The sequence below is a fragment of the Mesorhizobium sp. M1273 genome, assembly GCF_040318195.1.
GTDB lineage: Bacteria > Pseudomonadota > Alphaproteobacteria > Rhizobiales > Rhizobiaceae > Mesorhizobium.
Window position 1 is genome coordinate 1 of sequence record NZ_JAMYLV010000031.1, and the last position, 15,930, is coordinate 15,930.

The 15,930-nt window shown below is 60.4% G+C and carries 11 protein-coding genes and 5 pseudogenes; 11 read left to right on the forward strand and 5 right to left on the reverse strand.

What is annotated here, in order from left to right; genetic code table 11:
• The 6 genes and pseudogenes from groEL to NKH30_RS25390 form a co-directional block, all read left to right on the forward strand.
• On the forward strand, window positions 1-956 hold a 956-nt coding region (gene groEL / locus NKH30_RS25365; RefSeq protein ID WP_352997436.1), incomplete at its 5' end, for a chaperonin GroEL.
• 162 nt (window positions 957-1,118) lie between these two features.
• Window positions 1,119-1,415, forward strand: a pseudogene (locus NKH30_RS25370) (ABC transporter permease); the annotation flags it as partial.
• 6 nt (window positions 1,416-1,421) lie between these two features.
• On the forward strand, window positions 1,422-1,715 hold the full coding sequence (locus NKH30_RS25375; protein ID WP_352921682.1) for an ABC transporter permease family protein: 294 nt from the start codon (window positions 1,422-1,424) through the stop codon (window positions 1,713-1,715).
• Window positions 1,716-2,387: 672 nt separating this feature from the next.
• Window positions 2,388-3,470, forward strand: a complete 1,083-nt coding sequence (locus NKH30_RS25380) for an HPP family protein (protein WP_352997437.1) — start codon at window positions 2,388-2,390, stop codon at window positions 3,468-3,470.
• 1,581 nt (window positions 3,471-5,051) lie between these two features.
• Window positions 5,052-6,707: an MFS transporter gene (locus NKH30_RS25385; protein ID WP_352942977.1), complete on the forward strand. Its 1,656-nt coding sequence runs from the start codon at window positions 5,052-5,054 to the stop codon at window positions 6,705-6,707.
• A 32-nt stretch (window positions 6,708-6,739) separates the two neighbouring features.
• Window positions 6,740-7,283: pseudogene (locus tag NKH30_RS25390) on the forward strand (ABC transporter transmembrane domain-containing protein); the annotation flags it as partial.
• Here NKH30_RS25390 and NKH30_RS25395 read toward each other — a convergent pair.
• A complete protein-coding gene (locus NKH30_RS25395) occupies window positions 7,258-7,875 on the reverse strand; it encodes a cold-shock protein (RefSeq protein ID WP_352458545.1) in 618 nt (205 codons plus the stop codon). The pseudogene NKH30_RS25390 and the gene NKH30_RS25395 sit on opposite strands and share 26 nt — an antisense overlap.
• A gap of 261 nt (window positions 7,876-8,136) precedes the next feature.
• Window positions 8,137-8,353: pseudogene (locus tag NKH30_RS25400) on the reverse strand (3-methyl-2-oxobutanoate hydroxymethyltransferase); the annotation flags it as partial.
• Window positions 8,354-8,500: 147 nt separating this feature from the next.
• Here NKH30_RS25400 and NKH30_RS25405 point away from each other — a divergent pair.
• Complete coding sequence (locus tag NKH30_RS25405; RefSeq protein WP_352469024.1) at window positions 8,501-9,463, forward strand: NUDIX hydrolase; 963 nt, start codon at window positions 8,501-8,503, stop codon at window positions 9,461-9,463.
• A gap of 4 nt (window positions 9,464-9,467) precedes the next feature.
• Here NKH30_RS25405 and NKH30_RS25410 read toward each other — a convergent pair.
• Window positions 9,468-9,836, reverse strand: a pseudogene (locus NKH30_RS25410) (transposase); the annotation flags it as partial.
• Window positions 9,837-9,955: 119 nt separating this feature from the next.
• Here NKH30_RS25410 and NKH30_RS25415 point away from each other — a divergent pair.
• On the forward strand, window positions 9,956-10,240 hold the full coding sequence (locus NKH30_RS25415; RefSeq protein ID WP_352973285.1) for a hypothetical protein: 285 nt from the start codon (window positions 9,956-9,958) through the stop codon (window positions 10,238-10,240).
• Window positions 10,241-10,406: 166 nt separating this feature from the next.
• On the opposite strand, the gene NKH30_RS25420 is transcribed toward NKH30_RS25415, so the two are convergent.
• Window positions 10,407-11,093, reverse strand: coding sequence for an isopentenyl transferase family protein (locus NKH30_RS25420; RefSeq protein WP_352474847.1), 687 nt, complete (start codon window positions 11,091-11,093; stop codon window positions 10,407-10,409).
• 841 nt (window positions 11,094-11,934) lie between these two features.
• Window positions 11,935-13,275 carry an oxygen-independent coproporphyrinogen III oxidase gene (gene hemN, locus NKH30_RS25425; RefSeq protein ID WP_352997438.1) on the reverse strand — a complete coding sequence of 447 codons (1,341 nt, stop codon included), beginning with the start codon at window positions 13,273-13,275 and terminating at the stop codon, window positions 11,935-11,937.
• Window positions 13,276-13,784: 509 nt separating this feature from the next.
• Here hemN and NKH30_RS25430 point away from each other — a divergent pair.
• The 3 genes and pseudogenes from NKH30_RS25430 to NKH30_RS25440 form a co-directional block, all read left to right on the forward strand.
• Entirely contained in the window at window positions 13,785-14,150 is a 366-nt protein-coding gene (locus NKH30_RS25430; RefSeq protein ID WP_352997439.1) for a hypothetical protein, read from the forward strand.
• 161 nt (window positions 14,151-14,311) lie between these two features.
• Window positions 14,312-15,469 (forward strand): porin, encoded by a 1,158-nt coding sequence (locus NKH30_RS25435; protein WP_352997440.1) that lies wholly within the window; start codon window positions 14,312-14,314, stop codon window positions 15,467-15,469.
• Window positions 15,470-15,483: 14 nt separating this feature from the next.
• A pseudogene (locus NKH30_RS25440) lies at window positions 15,484-15,693 on the forward strand (bifunctional hydroxymethylpyrimidine kinase/phosphomethylpyrimidine kinase); the annotation flags it as partial.
• Window positions 15,694-15,930: the final 237 nt, after the last annotated feature.

A 15,930-nucleotide genomic window follows, 5' to 3' on the forward strand; every position in this document is an offset into this window, starting at 1 on the left:
TGCCGATCCTCGAGGCTGTCGTGCAGACTTCGAAGCCGCTGGTCATCATCTCCGAGGACGTCGAAGGCGAGGCCCTGGCCACGCTGGTCGTCAACAAGCTGCGCGGTGGCCTGAAAATCGCCGCCGTCAAGGCGCCGGGCTTTGGTGATCGCCGCAAGGCCATGCTGGAAGACATCGCCATCCTCACCGGTGGCCAGGTCATTTCCGAAGACCTCGGCATCAAGCTCGAGAATGTCGGCCTGAACATGCTCGGCCGCGCCAAGAAGGTGTCGATCTCGAAGGAGAACACCACCATCGTCGACGGCGCCGGCAAGAAGGAAGAAATCCAGGGCCGCGTCGCCCAGATCAAGCAGCAGATCGAGGAGACCACCTCGGACTACGATAAGGAGAAGCTGCAGGAACGTCTCGCCAAGCTGGCGGGCGGCGTTGCCGTCATCCGCGTCGGCGGTGCGACCGAGATCGAAGTCAAGGAAAAGAAGGACCGCGTCGATGACGCCCTCAACGCGACCCGCGCGGCCGTCGAAGAAGGCATCGTTCCCGGCGGCGGCGTCGCCCTGCTGCGCGCTTCGCTGGCCATCACCGTCACTGGCGCCAACTCCGACCAGACCGCCGGCATCGCCATCGTGCGTCGCGCGCTGCAGGCTCCGGCCCGTCAGATCGCGGCCAACGCCGGTGCGGAAGCATCGATCGTTGCCGGCAAGATCCTCGAGAACAAGGGGGCGACCTTCGGCTACAACGCCCAGACCGGCGAATATGGCGACATGATCGCCATGGGTATCGTCGATCCGGTCAAAGTTGTGCGTACGGCTCTGCAGGACGCGGCTTCGGTCGCCGGCCTGCTGGTCACCACCGAAGCCATGATCGCGGAGGCTCCGAAGAAGGAGTCCGCTGGCGGCGGCATGCCGGCTGGTATACCCGGCGGTGGCATGGGCGGCATGGGCGGTATGGATTTCTAATCCAGCCAATCTCGCAAGCTTACGAAAAGGGCGGCAGCGATGCCGCCCTTTTGTGTGTGCCGAGCATGATCGACAGCTTTAGACGTGCAAGTCCTCTACCCAGCCTGATGGCGGCGAAGCGCAATGGCGTCGTCGTGAGACGGGTCTGGCCGTGTCCTTTCGTTCAGCCGCTGGTCGAAACTCACGATGATCGTGCTGCCTTCCGCCGTGCCGTCGATCTTTACAGGGCTGCGAGAAGGCCTTGCTAACGGCTGGCAAACCCTGGTTGCGGTAGAACTCATCGCATCGTTCGAAGGGCTCCGATACCTGATGGCCTATGGTCGTCAGCTCTTTCAATTGGAACTCGTCTTTTCGGCCATGATCGTGGTCGGCCTGAGCGGATTGGTGATCCACGGCCTGCTCACGCTTGCCGAAAACTATCTGCAACGCTGGCGTCCGGAGACCCCACGATCAGCCTGATCACGATTGCAGGTCGGGATAGGCTGTCGCGGCGCTTCCATCGCACCGCCGGCCTTCCGCTTCATCGGCCGACATCTGCGGCCGCTTGCGGTGCTGATGGCGCTGCTCGCGATTTGGGAGTTGCTCGCCCATGCCGGCGCTGCTGACCCACGTTTTCTACCGCGGCTGGAAGAGGTGGCGGCCCGCGGCATGGCAGAGTTCAGCCGAGGTGGCCTCGGCTCCAATCTTCTGGTGAGCCTGGAACGTGACCTGATCGGTTTCGTGTGTGGCAGTGTGGCGGAATCGCGCTTGGTCTGGTGATCGGATTTTCTCGCCTCATCGAACGCCTGAGAGGCTCGTGGTCGCGGTTGTATTACCGCTATACGTGACCTGATCACGTTGACGATGCCAGCACCTTCATTGGCCACTTTCTGGACCATGTACGTCACATCAGGCTCCCCCGCCCGATCGACACGAGCCGGCTCTGTAACCGAGCCGCCGTCATATGGCGCTTCCACGACGGCACTGGCGGCAGTCGTCTTCTCAGCGGCTACAGGTGGACGTTTCAGCAGCCAACGAATCCGATGGTGGCAAGGACAGGCAGACCAAGCACCGCGTAGAAGCCGTACTCCGCTGGAGTTCGCCTCGGAAGTGGAGCGACAAGGGCCTGATTTGTCTTGCCATGCCGACATTGTCAGCACGCTTTTCGAAGCCTCTGAATTCCTTAGTGTCCATCCCAGCTCGACCTCCGACCATCCCCATTTCCGGCTGCCCGCGGCACGGCAGCCCTTGGCCTCTAGCTGCGCTCGAGCGGATCAGCGTGCCGTCCGCCTCCTCTGGCTGATCAAAATGTCTGCACCCATTTGGCAATGGCCGCTTCGCGCAAAAGTTTTCCCCCGTGAGCCGACTTTCCGAATTGGCTTAACTTCCAAATCTGTGGCTTTGCCTGCATTGCGGAGCGCGGAGTTCCGACCACTCGCCCAAGGGTATGCCATGGCGTTTCGTCTCTTTGTTCCGATCCTTGCCGGTGCAACGCTGCGCGAGCGGCTGCTCGCCTGCATCGGGGCCATGATCGGCATCGCATTGACTGGCGTGATCAGTGCGCTGGCGAACGGGTCTGGCCCACATGTCGCACTGCTGGTTGCTCCAATGGGAGCATCGGCCGTGCTGCTCTTTGCCGTGCCTTCAAGCCCGCTGGCGCAACCTTGGTCGATTATCGGTGGCAATACGATTTCGGCGTTGGTCGGGGTGATCGTGGCGCATTTCGTGCATGAACCCGTCCTTGGTACCGGCATTGCGGTGGCGCTGGCGATCGCCGCCATGTCGTTCACGCGCTGCCTGCATCCGCCGGGTGGCGCCGCCGCCTTAACTGCGGTGTTCGGCGGACCGGCCGTCTTCAGCTCGGGCTTGCTGTTTCCCTTCGTTCCGGTAGCGCTGAACTCGATCGTGCTGGTCGCACTCGGCTACGGCATCCATACACTGTCGCGGCGCAACTATCCGCATGTGGCGGCTCCCGCCCTTAAAAGCGCGCATGGAACCATCGATCCGCCGGCGCGGGAGCGGGTCGGCTTCCAGCCCGAGGATATCGATGCCGCGCTCGGCGCGCTGGAGGAAACCTTCGATATCGACCGCAACGATCTTGAGCGGCTGCTACGGCAGGTCGAGTTGCAGGCGATGGTGCGCTCCCACCGGACCCTGCTGTGCGAGGACATCATGTCGCGCGATGTGATTTCGGTCGATGAACATGCGCCTGCCGACCAGGCGCGGCATTTGCTGCTCGATCACAACATCCGGACGCTGCCGGTGACCGACGCCGAGGGCGGGCTGGTCGGTGTAGTTGGCCTGCGCGAGCTGACGAAGGCGACCGACACGGTGAGGGCTGTGATGTCGAAGGCTAGCACCGCCTCTCCCGATACACCGGCGATGAGTCTGCTGCCGGTGCTCACCGACGGCCGCAGCCATGCCGTGGTCATCGTCGATACCGAGCGACGCATTATTGGGCTGATCACCCAGACCGACCTGCTGGCAGCGGCAGCGCGCGTGCACATGGCCGACACAACGCTGGCAGCGGCATAAAATAGTGATCCGGACTTGCTCAATCCGGGAACCCGATGGGGCGCCAATAGGATAGCGGTATTAAGTGCGGCCTTCCGCCTAAGACAATTCCTTTTTACGAGTAGATCAACCCTGAAACGCGACCGCGTGCTCAGGCATCTGGTTCACGTAGGCCAAGTTCGACTGCAACAACGGAACACTCTTCAACCTTGCCGGTGGCCAGAGCCAGTCCGCTATGTCGACCAAAGGCGTGCGGACTACAAGGGCAACCATCTGGTGGACGGCTCCTCTGCAACGATGGTAGCGCGGTTCGCGTGTCCAAGGCTGGGTTGACTACGTCGAGGGTTGAGTGATCGTTGGCAAGGGTCGCGGCTCAGACGCCGAGGACGCGGTTCGCAATTCCATGCAGGTGGTCCTTTCCTTTGGTTCCTGCATTTCGCCTATGGTGAGACGCCGCCGACTCCCGTCATGCATCACGCCGACGACCGCCGCTTCCTCGCCGCGCCAAGGGTTTGACTAGGCCGACGATAGACCATGCGATAAGCAATTCCGAAACGATGTGGCTTCCTTGCGCGAAGTCGGCTCTGTCGAACAGCGATGTCAACATGATCCTGAGTTCCGAGGGTTCGCCGCGCATCAATCCTATAACCTTGATGACGTTCCTGACTAGGAGGATGAGGCTACTCCAACACGTCCACGGTGTTAGGAATTGCCATTGCACGAGTTGATCTCGGACTTCTTCGTCGCGCGTCGCCAATTTCCAGCCCAATACCGCGCCTACGCTTGGTACCCCAACCACGCGGCCTATTGCCCTCATGCCCACTTCGAGGACCCTCCAGGATCGGGCCTGTTCGGATAGGTGTGGGAGGCCGAGGCATCAGAGGGAACGGCCAGACGCTACCATGAGGATGCGCCATCTGCCGAAGAGCCGTACCGTTACCTTCGTCACTGTGCGGAACGCGGGGCGACCGTCGCGTCAGCCATCCGGCTTTGGGTGTCATTTCTCCCCTGGCGGAGTCCACCGCCCCGACAAAAGCCTGACCTTTGCCAGTCTTCTACGGGCAAGCGTTCGCGCCAAAAGTTCAAAGCCGTGTCCATAACATTCAACAATGAAAGCCAGCCTCATCAGATCGAGCAGAAAGTCGTCGATGGCATGTGTGAGCGCGTCAGACTTTTGTTCAAGCTGAAGCAGCAAGGCGCGCGCCTCTTCGATCGCGGCCCGGCAACCGTCTGCGTTTATCAGGAATCAATCCTGTCTAAGATCTGCAAGCCCTCACCTCGCCCCAAGCCAGACTCAGCGCATCGAACGCCGTTGGAGAGAGTTTCCGACGAAAGAACATCGTCGCGTTTCGCGAAAAGGCATCGCTCGGCAAAGTGCCCGTTGATGAAGCATGCTGCGTCAAACGACAAGCAAGATCCGGGCTCCACCCAGTGATGCCTTCGAAGGCGGGGTGAGCCGGCTCGGGCATGCGTCTCGGCCGCAACCCTTAATCACGAGGAACTGTGCCGCAAGGCAAACAGTTTCTCTCTATTCTTCTAGCCGCCACGGTTCAGCCTAGATTACATGGGAAACGACAATAACGGGAAGCAAAGGGTCGCAAAATGAGTAGGGTGGCTGGATTAAACGAAGATTTGGCTGCACCAACGACCTTTGGGCCACTTTTGCAGCCCACCTTTCGTTCGATCTGGCTCGCCACGCAGGTTTCGAGTCTCGGCTGGCTGATGCAGACCGTCGCCATCAGCTGGCTGATGGCAACGATCTCGACTTCGGATCTGATGGTTGCGCTGGTGCAGGCATCATCGAACCTGCCCGCTTTCGTCTTGTCCGTCTTCGCCGGGGCTCTCGCCGACAATTTCAGCCGGCGCCGGGTCATGTTCGCCGGTCGGTGCCTTATGGTGATTGCGTCCGCGATGCTGACCGCGTCCGTGACGCTGGGCTTTGTTAGTCCGTGGATGATCCTTGGCTTCAGCTTTTTGATCGCAAGCGGCGGTGCTCTCAATGATCCGGCCTGGCAAGCGTCGGTCGGCGATATCGTGGACCGACGAGATGTTCCCGCTGCCGTCACCCTGCTTTCTGTTGGCTTCAACACTGTCAGGACTGTGGGCCCGGCGCTCGGCGGCATTGTGGTTGCCTCATTCGGCCTCATGGCGGCATTCGCCGTGACCACGCTCACCTATTTCGTACCCTTGGTCACTATTTGGCGCTGCAAGTGGAAGGTTCGCTCGTCCCCTCTTCCACGCGAGTCGATGAGGACGGCGATCTACGACGGACTGCGCTTCACGGCGATGTCATCGGAAATCAAGGCAGCGATCGCGCGCGGAACCCTCTTTGGCTTGGCGAGCATCGCCATACTCGCGCTGCTGCCGGTGGTTGTCCGCGACCAGCTGGGAGGAGGTCCGCTCGCCTATGGCGCGCTCATGGCTGGCTTCGGGACCGGTGCCGTCTTCGCCGGCCTCTCCAACAGCCTGTTCAGACGGAGCTTGTCGCAAGAAAGGCTGATGAGGCTCTCCTGCCTCGCCTGCGCGGCGTGCTCCCTCTCCCTGGCTCTGACCTCTTCGATCGCTGTGGCGGCAATTGCACTCGCCCTGGGCGGCGCCGGTTGGGTCACCGCCTGGTCGGGGGTTGGCGTGAGCGTGCAGCTGGCGAGCCCGCGCTGGGTCGTGGGTCGCACAATCTCGATCTACTACGCATTGATAGACGGCGGCATCGCGGTCGGCAGCTGGGTATGGGGCACGGTTTCCCAGAACCATTCGCTGACCTGGGCGCTCGAGGGTTCCGCTGTAGCCCTTCTGATCGTCGCTGCAGCCGGCGTTCTGTTTCCTCTTCGCGAGCGCCGTGAGTCCGAGCCCGATCCTTTGGAGGAATTCGACGCCCCAGCTGTCGCTCTCAGTTTGAAGCCGAGAAGCGGCCCGATCGTGGTCAAGATCGAATATCTGATAGCCGAGAGAAATGTCGAGGCCTTCCTCGACCTCATGCGGCAGCGGCGTCATGTACACAGCCGCGTCGGTGCTCGGAACTGGACGCTCCAGCGCAACCTTCAGAAGCCTATGCAGTGGACAGAAACGTTCCGCACGCCGACCTGGACCGACTACCTTCGGCTCAATCATCGTCTCACGGAAGTAGACAAGGAACTGGACGAGCGTGTCTTCCAGTTACACGCGGGAGAAGAAGCGCCTCAAATGACGCTTTCGATTGAGCGGCCGACAAGCTCGGCCCGGAAACCCGACCAGTCAATCCTTCACCTTCCCCGTCATTGAAGCCTGACCTTCCCATATCTGGGCATCAGCGATCGTTAAAGATCCGGGTGATGGATGAGAATCTCGGCGGCATCCGTGTCGTGCGTGCCTTCGCCGCGCAGCCGCACGAGCTGGAAAAGTTCGACCGCGCCGAGCAGGACGCGCCTTGATCTCGCCAATGAGCGCGTCGACATCCGTGTCGGCAACACCAGCGCCATGAATTTCTCGTTCCTGACCGCCATGGGCCTGGTGCTCTGGTTCGGTGGCCAGAAAGTGATCGCAGGTCAAATCAGCGTCGGCACGCTGGCCCTGTTGCTCACCTTCATGACCATTCTGCAGATGCCGGTGCGCCAGCTCGGATTCAACTCGTTCGCGCGCGCCTCGACCTGCGGCACGCGGCTGTTCGAGTTGCTCGACGCCGAACTTGACATCGAGGACGCGGCGGGCGCCAGGGATCTCGTCGTCACCGACGGCGTGCTGCGCTTCGACAATGTCGGTTTCTGCTACGCGGGCTCGGGCGGCCGCCCGACGCTCTCCGGCATCTCCTTCGAGGCGAGCAATGCCTCGCCGTCTAGGCAAGGCGAATGCTCCGGACTTCCCAGCCTTTCTTGCCTTGCCCGCATTCGACAAACACCTTCTGTCCCGCTACCAGCACGCTGAGCCCTGAGCGCGTCAGGGCGCTGGCATGAACGAAGACGTCCTTCTCACCGTTGTCAGGAGCAATGAAGCCGAAGCCCTTTTCGGGTTTGTACCACTTGACCGTGCCCCCGCTCTCCAGCTGCGCACCGGTTTCAACGAAGGTCCCTCCAGCGACGCGCGTATGTGACGGAGTTTTCGCGCGGTGATCGCCGATCTCCAGCACCTGCGCGACCTGATGACCTTTTGGACTTTTTTCGACCGTGATCTTGAGAGGCGTTCCCGCGGCAACATCCCGGCTTCCGGCCGCCTCTAACACTCGCACGTGCAGATAGGCCTCCGTGCCGTCCGACAGTTTGACGAAGCCAAAACCCTTGCTGACTGTGAACCACAATACCTCCGCATCGACAGGATCTGCCGTCACGGTCGGCGGGCGCTGAAAATAGCTTGGCTCGGAAGTCCGTTCCGAAAAGGAAACGGGGTCATCGTCATAGCGATGCCGGCGTGGCTCGCGATGGTCTCGATATTTGCCCATGATCATCTCGACTGGCATGGATGGCGCACTGCGCTACCGTCAAGATAATTTCAATCGGGCGACGCGTTTATGTCAAAAAGGCCGTGAAGACCGCAGCTGTGCCCGGCCTATCGGCCGAACCCTTTGAAACTAGATTCATTTCCCCTGAAACAATAGTGCCGGCGAGTCGATTTACTGACTCGCATAGGTTGTGTTGGAGCGAGAGTGCGATGATGCTGGCGCGGGCGCACTGGAAGGGCTTTATCAGGCATTGCGGAAAGCCTGCTCCGGGTTTCTTCAAAAGGAACCGAACGGCGGGTCGACGACCATTTGCGCCGGCTCCAGGCCACGGGGCAGGCCTGACCGTGCATGATCATCATCTCCAGCGTCACGCCCAGCGTCGACGCCAAGCCGTGGAGAACCATGCCGCGCTGTCGCCGACGAGAACAACGTCGCAATGTCGATCGACGAGCTTTGAATCGGCGCACTCAAGGGGCCTCCTTCCCCAAGCACGGATGTCGCGTTGGCACTTTTTGTGCACCTGCGAAGAGCTAAAATCGCCACGACGGGTGGTGTTGACGCGCCGACAATTATCAGACAAAAACGGAATTCAATCGGTTCAGCCGCCTAGGCGGCAGGGCTCTGCTCAACGACGTCGGGGACCATGGACGATCGCGCAAAAGGGATTAGGAAAGGCGGAGCTGGAGGCAAGGCCAACGACGTCAATGCGGACTTGATCGCCGTTGTGGTCGCCATGGACAGCAGCGCCCCCTGCGTTCTGACCATCCCGCAGGCAAACGCCCTGCCCTCCGGCCCGTTCGAGCTTGCTCACCGTTCGCTGCAGTCGGGCCTTAGGGGATGGGTGGAACAACAGACCGGCCAGCCGCTCGGCTATATCGAACAGCTCTACACCTTCGCCGATCGCGACAGGGTTGGCGCTGACGACCGCGTGGTCTCTATCAGCTATCTGGCGCTCACCCACCAAGACGAAGCTGGCGACCCGGCCGGGCGACACTGGGGAAGCTGGTACGACTATTTCCCGTGGGAGGATCACCGCTCCGGCACACCGGCGGTCGTGTTGGACGAATTGCGGCCGCGCCTGATGGAATGGGCGGATGGCACTGACGACGGTACGACACGCCTCGACCGACGACGGCGGGCGGCGATCGCCTTCGGCTTTGACGACCGCCATTGGAACGAGGAACTCGCGCTTCAACGTTATGAGCTGCTTTACGAAGCCGCCCTGGTGGAGGAAGCAATACGCGCCGGACATTCCGCTGCGCCCACCTCGGTGTCGGGCAGATCGATGATCGCCGATCATCGTCGCATCCTGGCGACCGGCATTGCGCGGCTGCGCTCCAAGATCAAATACCGGCCGGTCGTATTCGAACTGATGCCGCCGGTCTTCACGCTTTTGCAGCTGCAGCGCACCGTGGAGGCGCTTGCCGGCAGGCTCGTGCGTAAGCCGAACTTTCGCCGGCTGATCGAGCAGCAGGAGCTGGTCGAGGAGACCGGTGAGACAACCGCGGAAACCGGCGGCCGGCCGGCGCAACTTTATCGCTTCCGTCACGCCGTTCTCGACGAGAGGGTGATAGCCGGAACAAAATTGCCGCTCTCGCGGGCTTGACCCGCCTTGCGCCAGCAGCCCTGACGATGTCGCGGACGGCTTGGCCCTCGTGAGAACCGGGATTGTCGAGAATGACGATGTCGCCCGGCTTCAGTGTTTTGTTGAGTTCGGTTTCGACATAGACGCGAAAGGCCTGCGTATTGATGGGTCCGTCAATGACCCAAGGCGCCTCCACCCGATCATGCCGCAGCGCGGTGATGAAGGTCATCGTCTTCCAATGGCCATATGGTGCGTGGGCCATCAGCCGCTTGCCGCGCACACCCCAGCCGCGCAACGGCGCCATGTTGGTCTTGACCCATGTTTCATCCAGGGAGACCAGGCGCGTAGGGTCAATGCGGGTCTGATAGCGCATCCATTGCGCACGCCGGCGCATCAGCTTTGGCTTGAGCTGCTCGGCCGGCAGAACGGTTTTCTTGAAGCTCTTGCCCTCGCGGTGCAGGAAGCGACCGACGCTCGCAGGAGACCACGTTCAGCCAGTGCCGCCGTCAATTGATGAAGCGTCATGTTGGCATCTCGCTCAACCTCGCCCAGGACGAAAGCACGGTGCTCCCCGTCGATCAGATAGGGCCGATGACCGCCCATCTTGCCGGGTGCCGCACTGCCAAGGCGACGCTTGCGGCCTCGGGCGTTTCCTGGGCGAAGGCGGTGGCGATGAAAGCCGAGACGACGCCACAGACTGGGCTGGCGGATAGTAGTTCGCGAGTCAGCCACGGTAGCGGTCGCTACGAACCGCGCAGCACTTTGTCATCAGTACATTCCGTCCCATGCCTGAAATGAGCAGTGCAGCCATGTCGCCTCCTCCGCAGTCACCGTGGCGAAAGCAATCCTTCCGCTGCCACACGGACCTAATGTCGCCTGGCACTAGCTTGCTTCAGCAAACCACTTAGCGCAATTCTCAGGAGCTACCGTGCCCGCACCGCAGGCGAGGTCCGGGGAGGCTTGCTCACTCAGTTTGCCATTCTGGAAAGTCGCGTTCTTGCCAACGCGCATATTCGAGATATTCTCTCGCAATCGCCTCTACAAGATCTTGTTGGAGCTCTTTGCGAAGGCACGGCATTTCGCTGATTGCCAAGCTGTGCTCTCTCGCAAAATGAATGGCGCAACGATATCCGTCAACGTCTTCCAAAGTGGGACGGACTGCATCTTCCTTCCACTGATCCGCAAGTTCCTGCAGCAATGAAGGTTGTCCTTCTCTTGTGACAAACATGTCTGTGACCCGACGCTTGGCTCTCTCCAGAAAGGCGTCCGAGTTGCCGAGCCGCAACCGCCTTACATGCCACCGAAAAGCGCCATCCCAATGCTGACTTCGCGCCATTAAATTGAGAAGAGAGATCGAACCGCCTTCGAGGATGAGCCCCGGCTGGGAACTACGCTCATCCACTTGCATTATCAGCTTACGATGGGCGGTCTCGGCGTCAATGATGCCCGCGGTTAGCGGGCGCGAATCCAAGTAGATCCGCTGGGTAGATTGCAGTTCGGAATCCGAGGGACGCCCGCTGCCGGTGGCGATTTGAGGACAGCATTGTACACGATCCAGCGCAATGACCGGCCATCCGGTCTCTCGTGCAATTTGGATTGCCGCGTCTGTTTTGCCGCTGCAGGTCGGCCCGTAAATCAAATAGATTAGCATGTGTATGCCGCTTAGTTTATCGGAACTAACCGCCCCCCAAGCACAAGATACTCGGTAGGCTTTCACCGGACTTGTCGCAAACATTTTGACAAGCGGCGATTATGCCCTGAAACGACGCCATTTTCGAACTTTGTGAAGTCCGAAAGGGCGCAAGCAGCCGGTTCTGGTCGTTCAGTCCAGTCACCAACGCCTCTGTTTGACGTTTGACGACGGTCCACTTTGCACATCTCATGCCGACTGTGACGCAACGCGGCACCGCAGGATGGTGACCTCGTTGTCTCCGGCAAAAGATCCTTGCGCGTCTTGGGTTAATCGAGGCGGCGGCGCACGGGCGCCTTATTGTCTCGGAACATGGCCAGGAAGGCGGCTGATCAACAAAAGTGGAAGACGGTGTCCCGACGACCTCACCGATTTGTGAGGCGACCGAGGATCTGCCCGACATCGTCGATCTCGTCCTCGAGGTGGGCCGTGTGCCGGCCGCGCCGCCAAAGCCTCCTCCCCTGCCGGTCCGGCTGGAAGCCTCGTCGAAACGGCACAGGAGTACACCAAAGCCGCCAGCGCGCAAACACACAGACCGCCGGCGCCAAGGATTTGGTGCTTTTTGCGTGGCGTCCGCTCCGATCTTCCGGAAGGGGAGCTGACTGCTGTTTTTTGGGCACTCGCTGCGCATCGCCGCTACCACGATCAATATGGAAACGCCTCGGTGGCAGCCACCAGGTCGATGTCATTGAAGATGAGATGAAATAGGCGGATCAGCTCTGCTTTTCGCATCCTTGACGCGCGCTTCATGACAGGCCTCGGCCGAGGGCGTCGAGTTTAGCTTCCGGTTGGATGCTTGCCCTCACCTGTGGCTATGCTTACGGCCATCCCGATCGAGAAAAGCATCGAACGCGGCAGCGACAGCGCGAATTACAAAGCGATGCTCCCGCCGTACGCGGACAAAACCGTTTTCGAAGTCCACTATCCCGTCCTCGGCCAGCATCGCCAAGCGTTCAGCTGAATCGAGAAGACGGATCGGATCAGATCCGTGGGCGGCACAGATTGCCTGCACATCGGCCTCGAGATCGCACATTAGTCGCTCGATAATTGCGGCTCGCACGCGGTCGTCGTCGGTGAGGCGATAGCCCTTTGACGTCGCCAGACGGCCAGCTACGATGTGCTGGATGTAGGAATCCCGTGTAACTTCGTTTTGGACGTACCCCTCGCCGACGCGGCCGATAGCCGACGCGCCGAAACCGATCAGGGTTCTGCAGGTGGTGGCCGAGTAGCCCAGCGAGTTACGCCGCAGGCGACCCGTTTTCTGTGCCAGCGCGAGCTCGTCGTCCGGCAAGGCGAAATGGTCGAGCCCGATCTCGCGGTAGCCGGCGGCAATCAGCGTCGCGGCCACGGCCGCATACTGTTCGGCGCGGGCAGCGCTGCCCGGAAGAACTGCCTCCTCGATGAGGCGCTGATTCTTTATAAGCGACGGGATGTGCGCATAGCCGAACACCGCAAGCCGGTCGGGGCGCATTGCGACCGCCGCCCTCGCGGTCTCGACGCAGGACTGCACCGTTTGATGCGGGAGACCGAAGATGAGGTCGAAGTTGATGCGGCTTACTCCATGCCGGCGCAGCATTTCCACGGCAGCCGACGTCTGCGCCTCACTCTGAACCCGGTTGATTGCTTTTTGAACAATGGGATCGAAGCTCTGCACGCCGAGACTCACACGGTTCACGCCGGCTGCTCCTAAGGCCTCGGCCATCTCGGCCGTGAACGTGCGCGGATCAATCTCGACGGCAACCGTAGCTGTTTTCGTGAGAGCGAAGCGGCGTCGCAGGAACTCCACCAGAGCCAGGAACTCGGCTGGTCCTATGAGAGACGGCGTTCCGCCGCCGAAATGCATGTCGCTCACGGGCAGCGTCTGCGGCGCTCGCTCCGAGACCAAACGGATCTCGTCACGCAGGGCCGCCAGATAGTTGAGGATCGGCGCATCATGGCGGGTGATGGTGGTGGGGAAGCCACAATACCAGCAAGCTGATCGGCAGAACGGAACGTGGAAATAGAGCGACACCGGATCGTCAGCCGGCAGGTTCCTGAGCCATTCCTCATAAGCCTCGGCGCCGACCGCCCCAGAGAACTCTGACACAGTCGGATAGATAGTGTACCAAGGCAGGCCGGCCTCGCGATATTTTGTGGTCTGCAACAGTTACCGTCCCATGCTGATAACCGCCAACCTTACCGCTGCGCTCGCCTGTGTCTTTGCGCTATGTCAGTCCGTTCCGCTTTGGGCTCGAAACTTGTATTTCTCAGCAATAGCGGCCGTTCAGTCTTGGCTGGACGGTCAGCGACTGGCCATGGCTGTTCCCGCCGCGACCCTCACGCGCACCGTTTGGTTCCACCATCCCTTCCCTTCAGCCTGCGCCTGGTCGAGTAGATTCTGCTGAGCGCGGCTGCCGCATCCAACGAGATAACACGGCGTTGGGACCAGACTTTGCTCGCCAGCTAGCGCAGCCCAATAGTGATCTCTGGCATCTCGATGAGCTCGTTGTGTGAATTGCTGGCAAGAAGCATTAGCTGTGGCGCGCCGTCTATCAGGACGAGAGGCTGCTCGACGCGACCGTCAGGTCGGCCGCAATGCCAAGGCCGGCGCGCCTACTGACTCCGTGGTGGAGGCAAGGCTGCGCGTGATTACCGATCATCGCGCTCGCCAAAATGACGGCGTCGTACCGAGCGGTGCCGCCGCATGATGTCTCAACGTCGGGGCTCACAGCAAACAAAGCTGTCGCCTTTGAACGAAACTGTCGCGAAGCGAACAGACGAACCATAGCCGAAACGTTTGCCGTTCGTGCTTGGGTTGATCCGCAAGGCAAAAAGGAAGGAAGAGCGAACCAAGGTCCGCCGGCACACTTGAGCTTCAAGCCGCAGCTGCGTCGTCAGGATGGCACGTCATTTGCAGTAGAAGCCTTTGTGACGGCCCGCCCACAACTAGCGGAGATGACGGGGATGATTTGTACAGAAATGTTGGATGGCGTCGTTTCGGCGATTATTATATTTGTAATAACAATCGCATATTTGTAACAATAACGCCCAATCATATTCTCAATTTCTGATGAATATCTGACGTGACGAGCGCATCAAACTGCTCAAATTCAACTCAATGCGCATCGTTATCGACTGTTTCCTTAGCAAGAGTTCATCACTGACGTCCATTCCTTTTACTCTTTGAACGGAGATCAACAATGAACATTAGGAGCCTCCTCCTCGGCTCAACTGCGGCACTGATTGCCGTTTCCGACGCTCGCGCCGTGACCGCCGTTGCCGAGCCTGACCCGACTGAGTACGTTAAAGTCTGCGACGTCTACGGCTCGGGCTACGTCTACATTTCAGGCACTGAGACCTGCGTGCGCATCGGCGGCTATGTCCGTTACGACGTCGGCTTGGGCCATGTCGGATTGGTTGATCACGCAAGAACCTCGGATGTGAGGACTGGTGAGCATCAGGGCACATGGCAAAACAACACGCGCTTCACATTGAAAACTTGGACCGGCCAGGAGACCGAACTCGGCACGTTGAAAACCTACACCGAAACCCGCATGAACTTCGGCAACCGCCACACTTCGGTTTCGGACAGTTCTCGGTCCTATGCCTTCAACGGAGACAGCACCTTGACTTTCGCCTGGATTCAGCTTGGTGGCCTCCGAGTTGGTAAGGACTGGTCGGCCTTCGACATGTTTATTGGCGGCGCGGGTGACGTACTCAACCAGACGCCGGTTCCGTACGGCGCTTTCGATACCAATGTGGTTCAGTACTACTTCGACGCCGGGAACGGCTTTTCGGCCGTGGTTTCGCTCGAAGAAGGCGCGGGCGTGGTCGGCACAATCGACAGCTACGCACCGCACGTAGTCGGCGGCTTGAAATACACACATGGCTGGGGCGCGATCACCGGCGTTGCCGCTTATGATAGCAACTACGAATCGGTGGCCGCCAAGGTCCGTGTCGACATCAATGTCACCAACGAACTGTCGCTGTTCGGAATGCTCGGCTACGGTTCCAACGGCAAGCTCAACGACGACTCCACGAACGCCATCGACGCTCATGGTCGCGGCTTCTATAAGAGTTGGGGCGGGAACTGGGCTTTCTGGGCTGGCGCCACTTACAAGCTCAACGAGACAACTTCGTTCAACCTTCAGCTCTCCGGTGATCAGCTCAAGAACCATGGTGTCGCTGCAAACGTCGCCTATGCGTTTCTTCCAGATTTCACAGTTACGGCGGAACTCGACTATGGCCGCTACGGCAACTTCGCCGTCGGCAAGGTGGACGCTTCCAACGTGAACTGGACCAACGCCAACAAGAAGAGCAGTGTCGGCGGAATCCTGCGTTTCGAACGCTCATTCTAACGGATGAAAGGGCGCTGAGGCAGGCATCGCATGTACTTGTCGTCGGCGGATCGGACTCCAGTGGGGGTGCCGGAATCGCGCGCGATATCGAGACGCTCTCCTCCATGGGCGTGCGCAGCTGCCTTGCCGTCACTGCGGTGACGGTGCAAACACACGACAGCGTCACGGACATCCTTCATCTGCAACCCGGTCTGGTGGCCGATCAGATGCGTGCAGCGATCTCGCGGGCGTCGCGGCGTAGTGAGCGCGGGCGCGGCCGTGATGATCGTGGCGGGAGGGAGAGGTAAGGAGCGTCTTTCCTTTGAGAATTCGCGTTTACGGGTACCCACGATGCACAACGGGCGAGTTTTTCAAAGAGGCGCGTCCTCCTTCGAAGCGCTTCGGAGGGCCAGGCTCTAGGCTCGCCCCGAGCCCCTGCGTAGCCTGCGGGGGAGCTGGGTCTCGGCCCATCCGGGTAACGA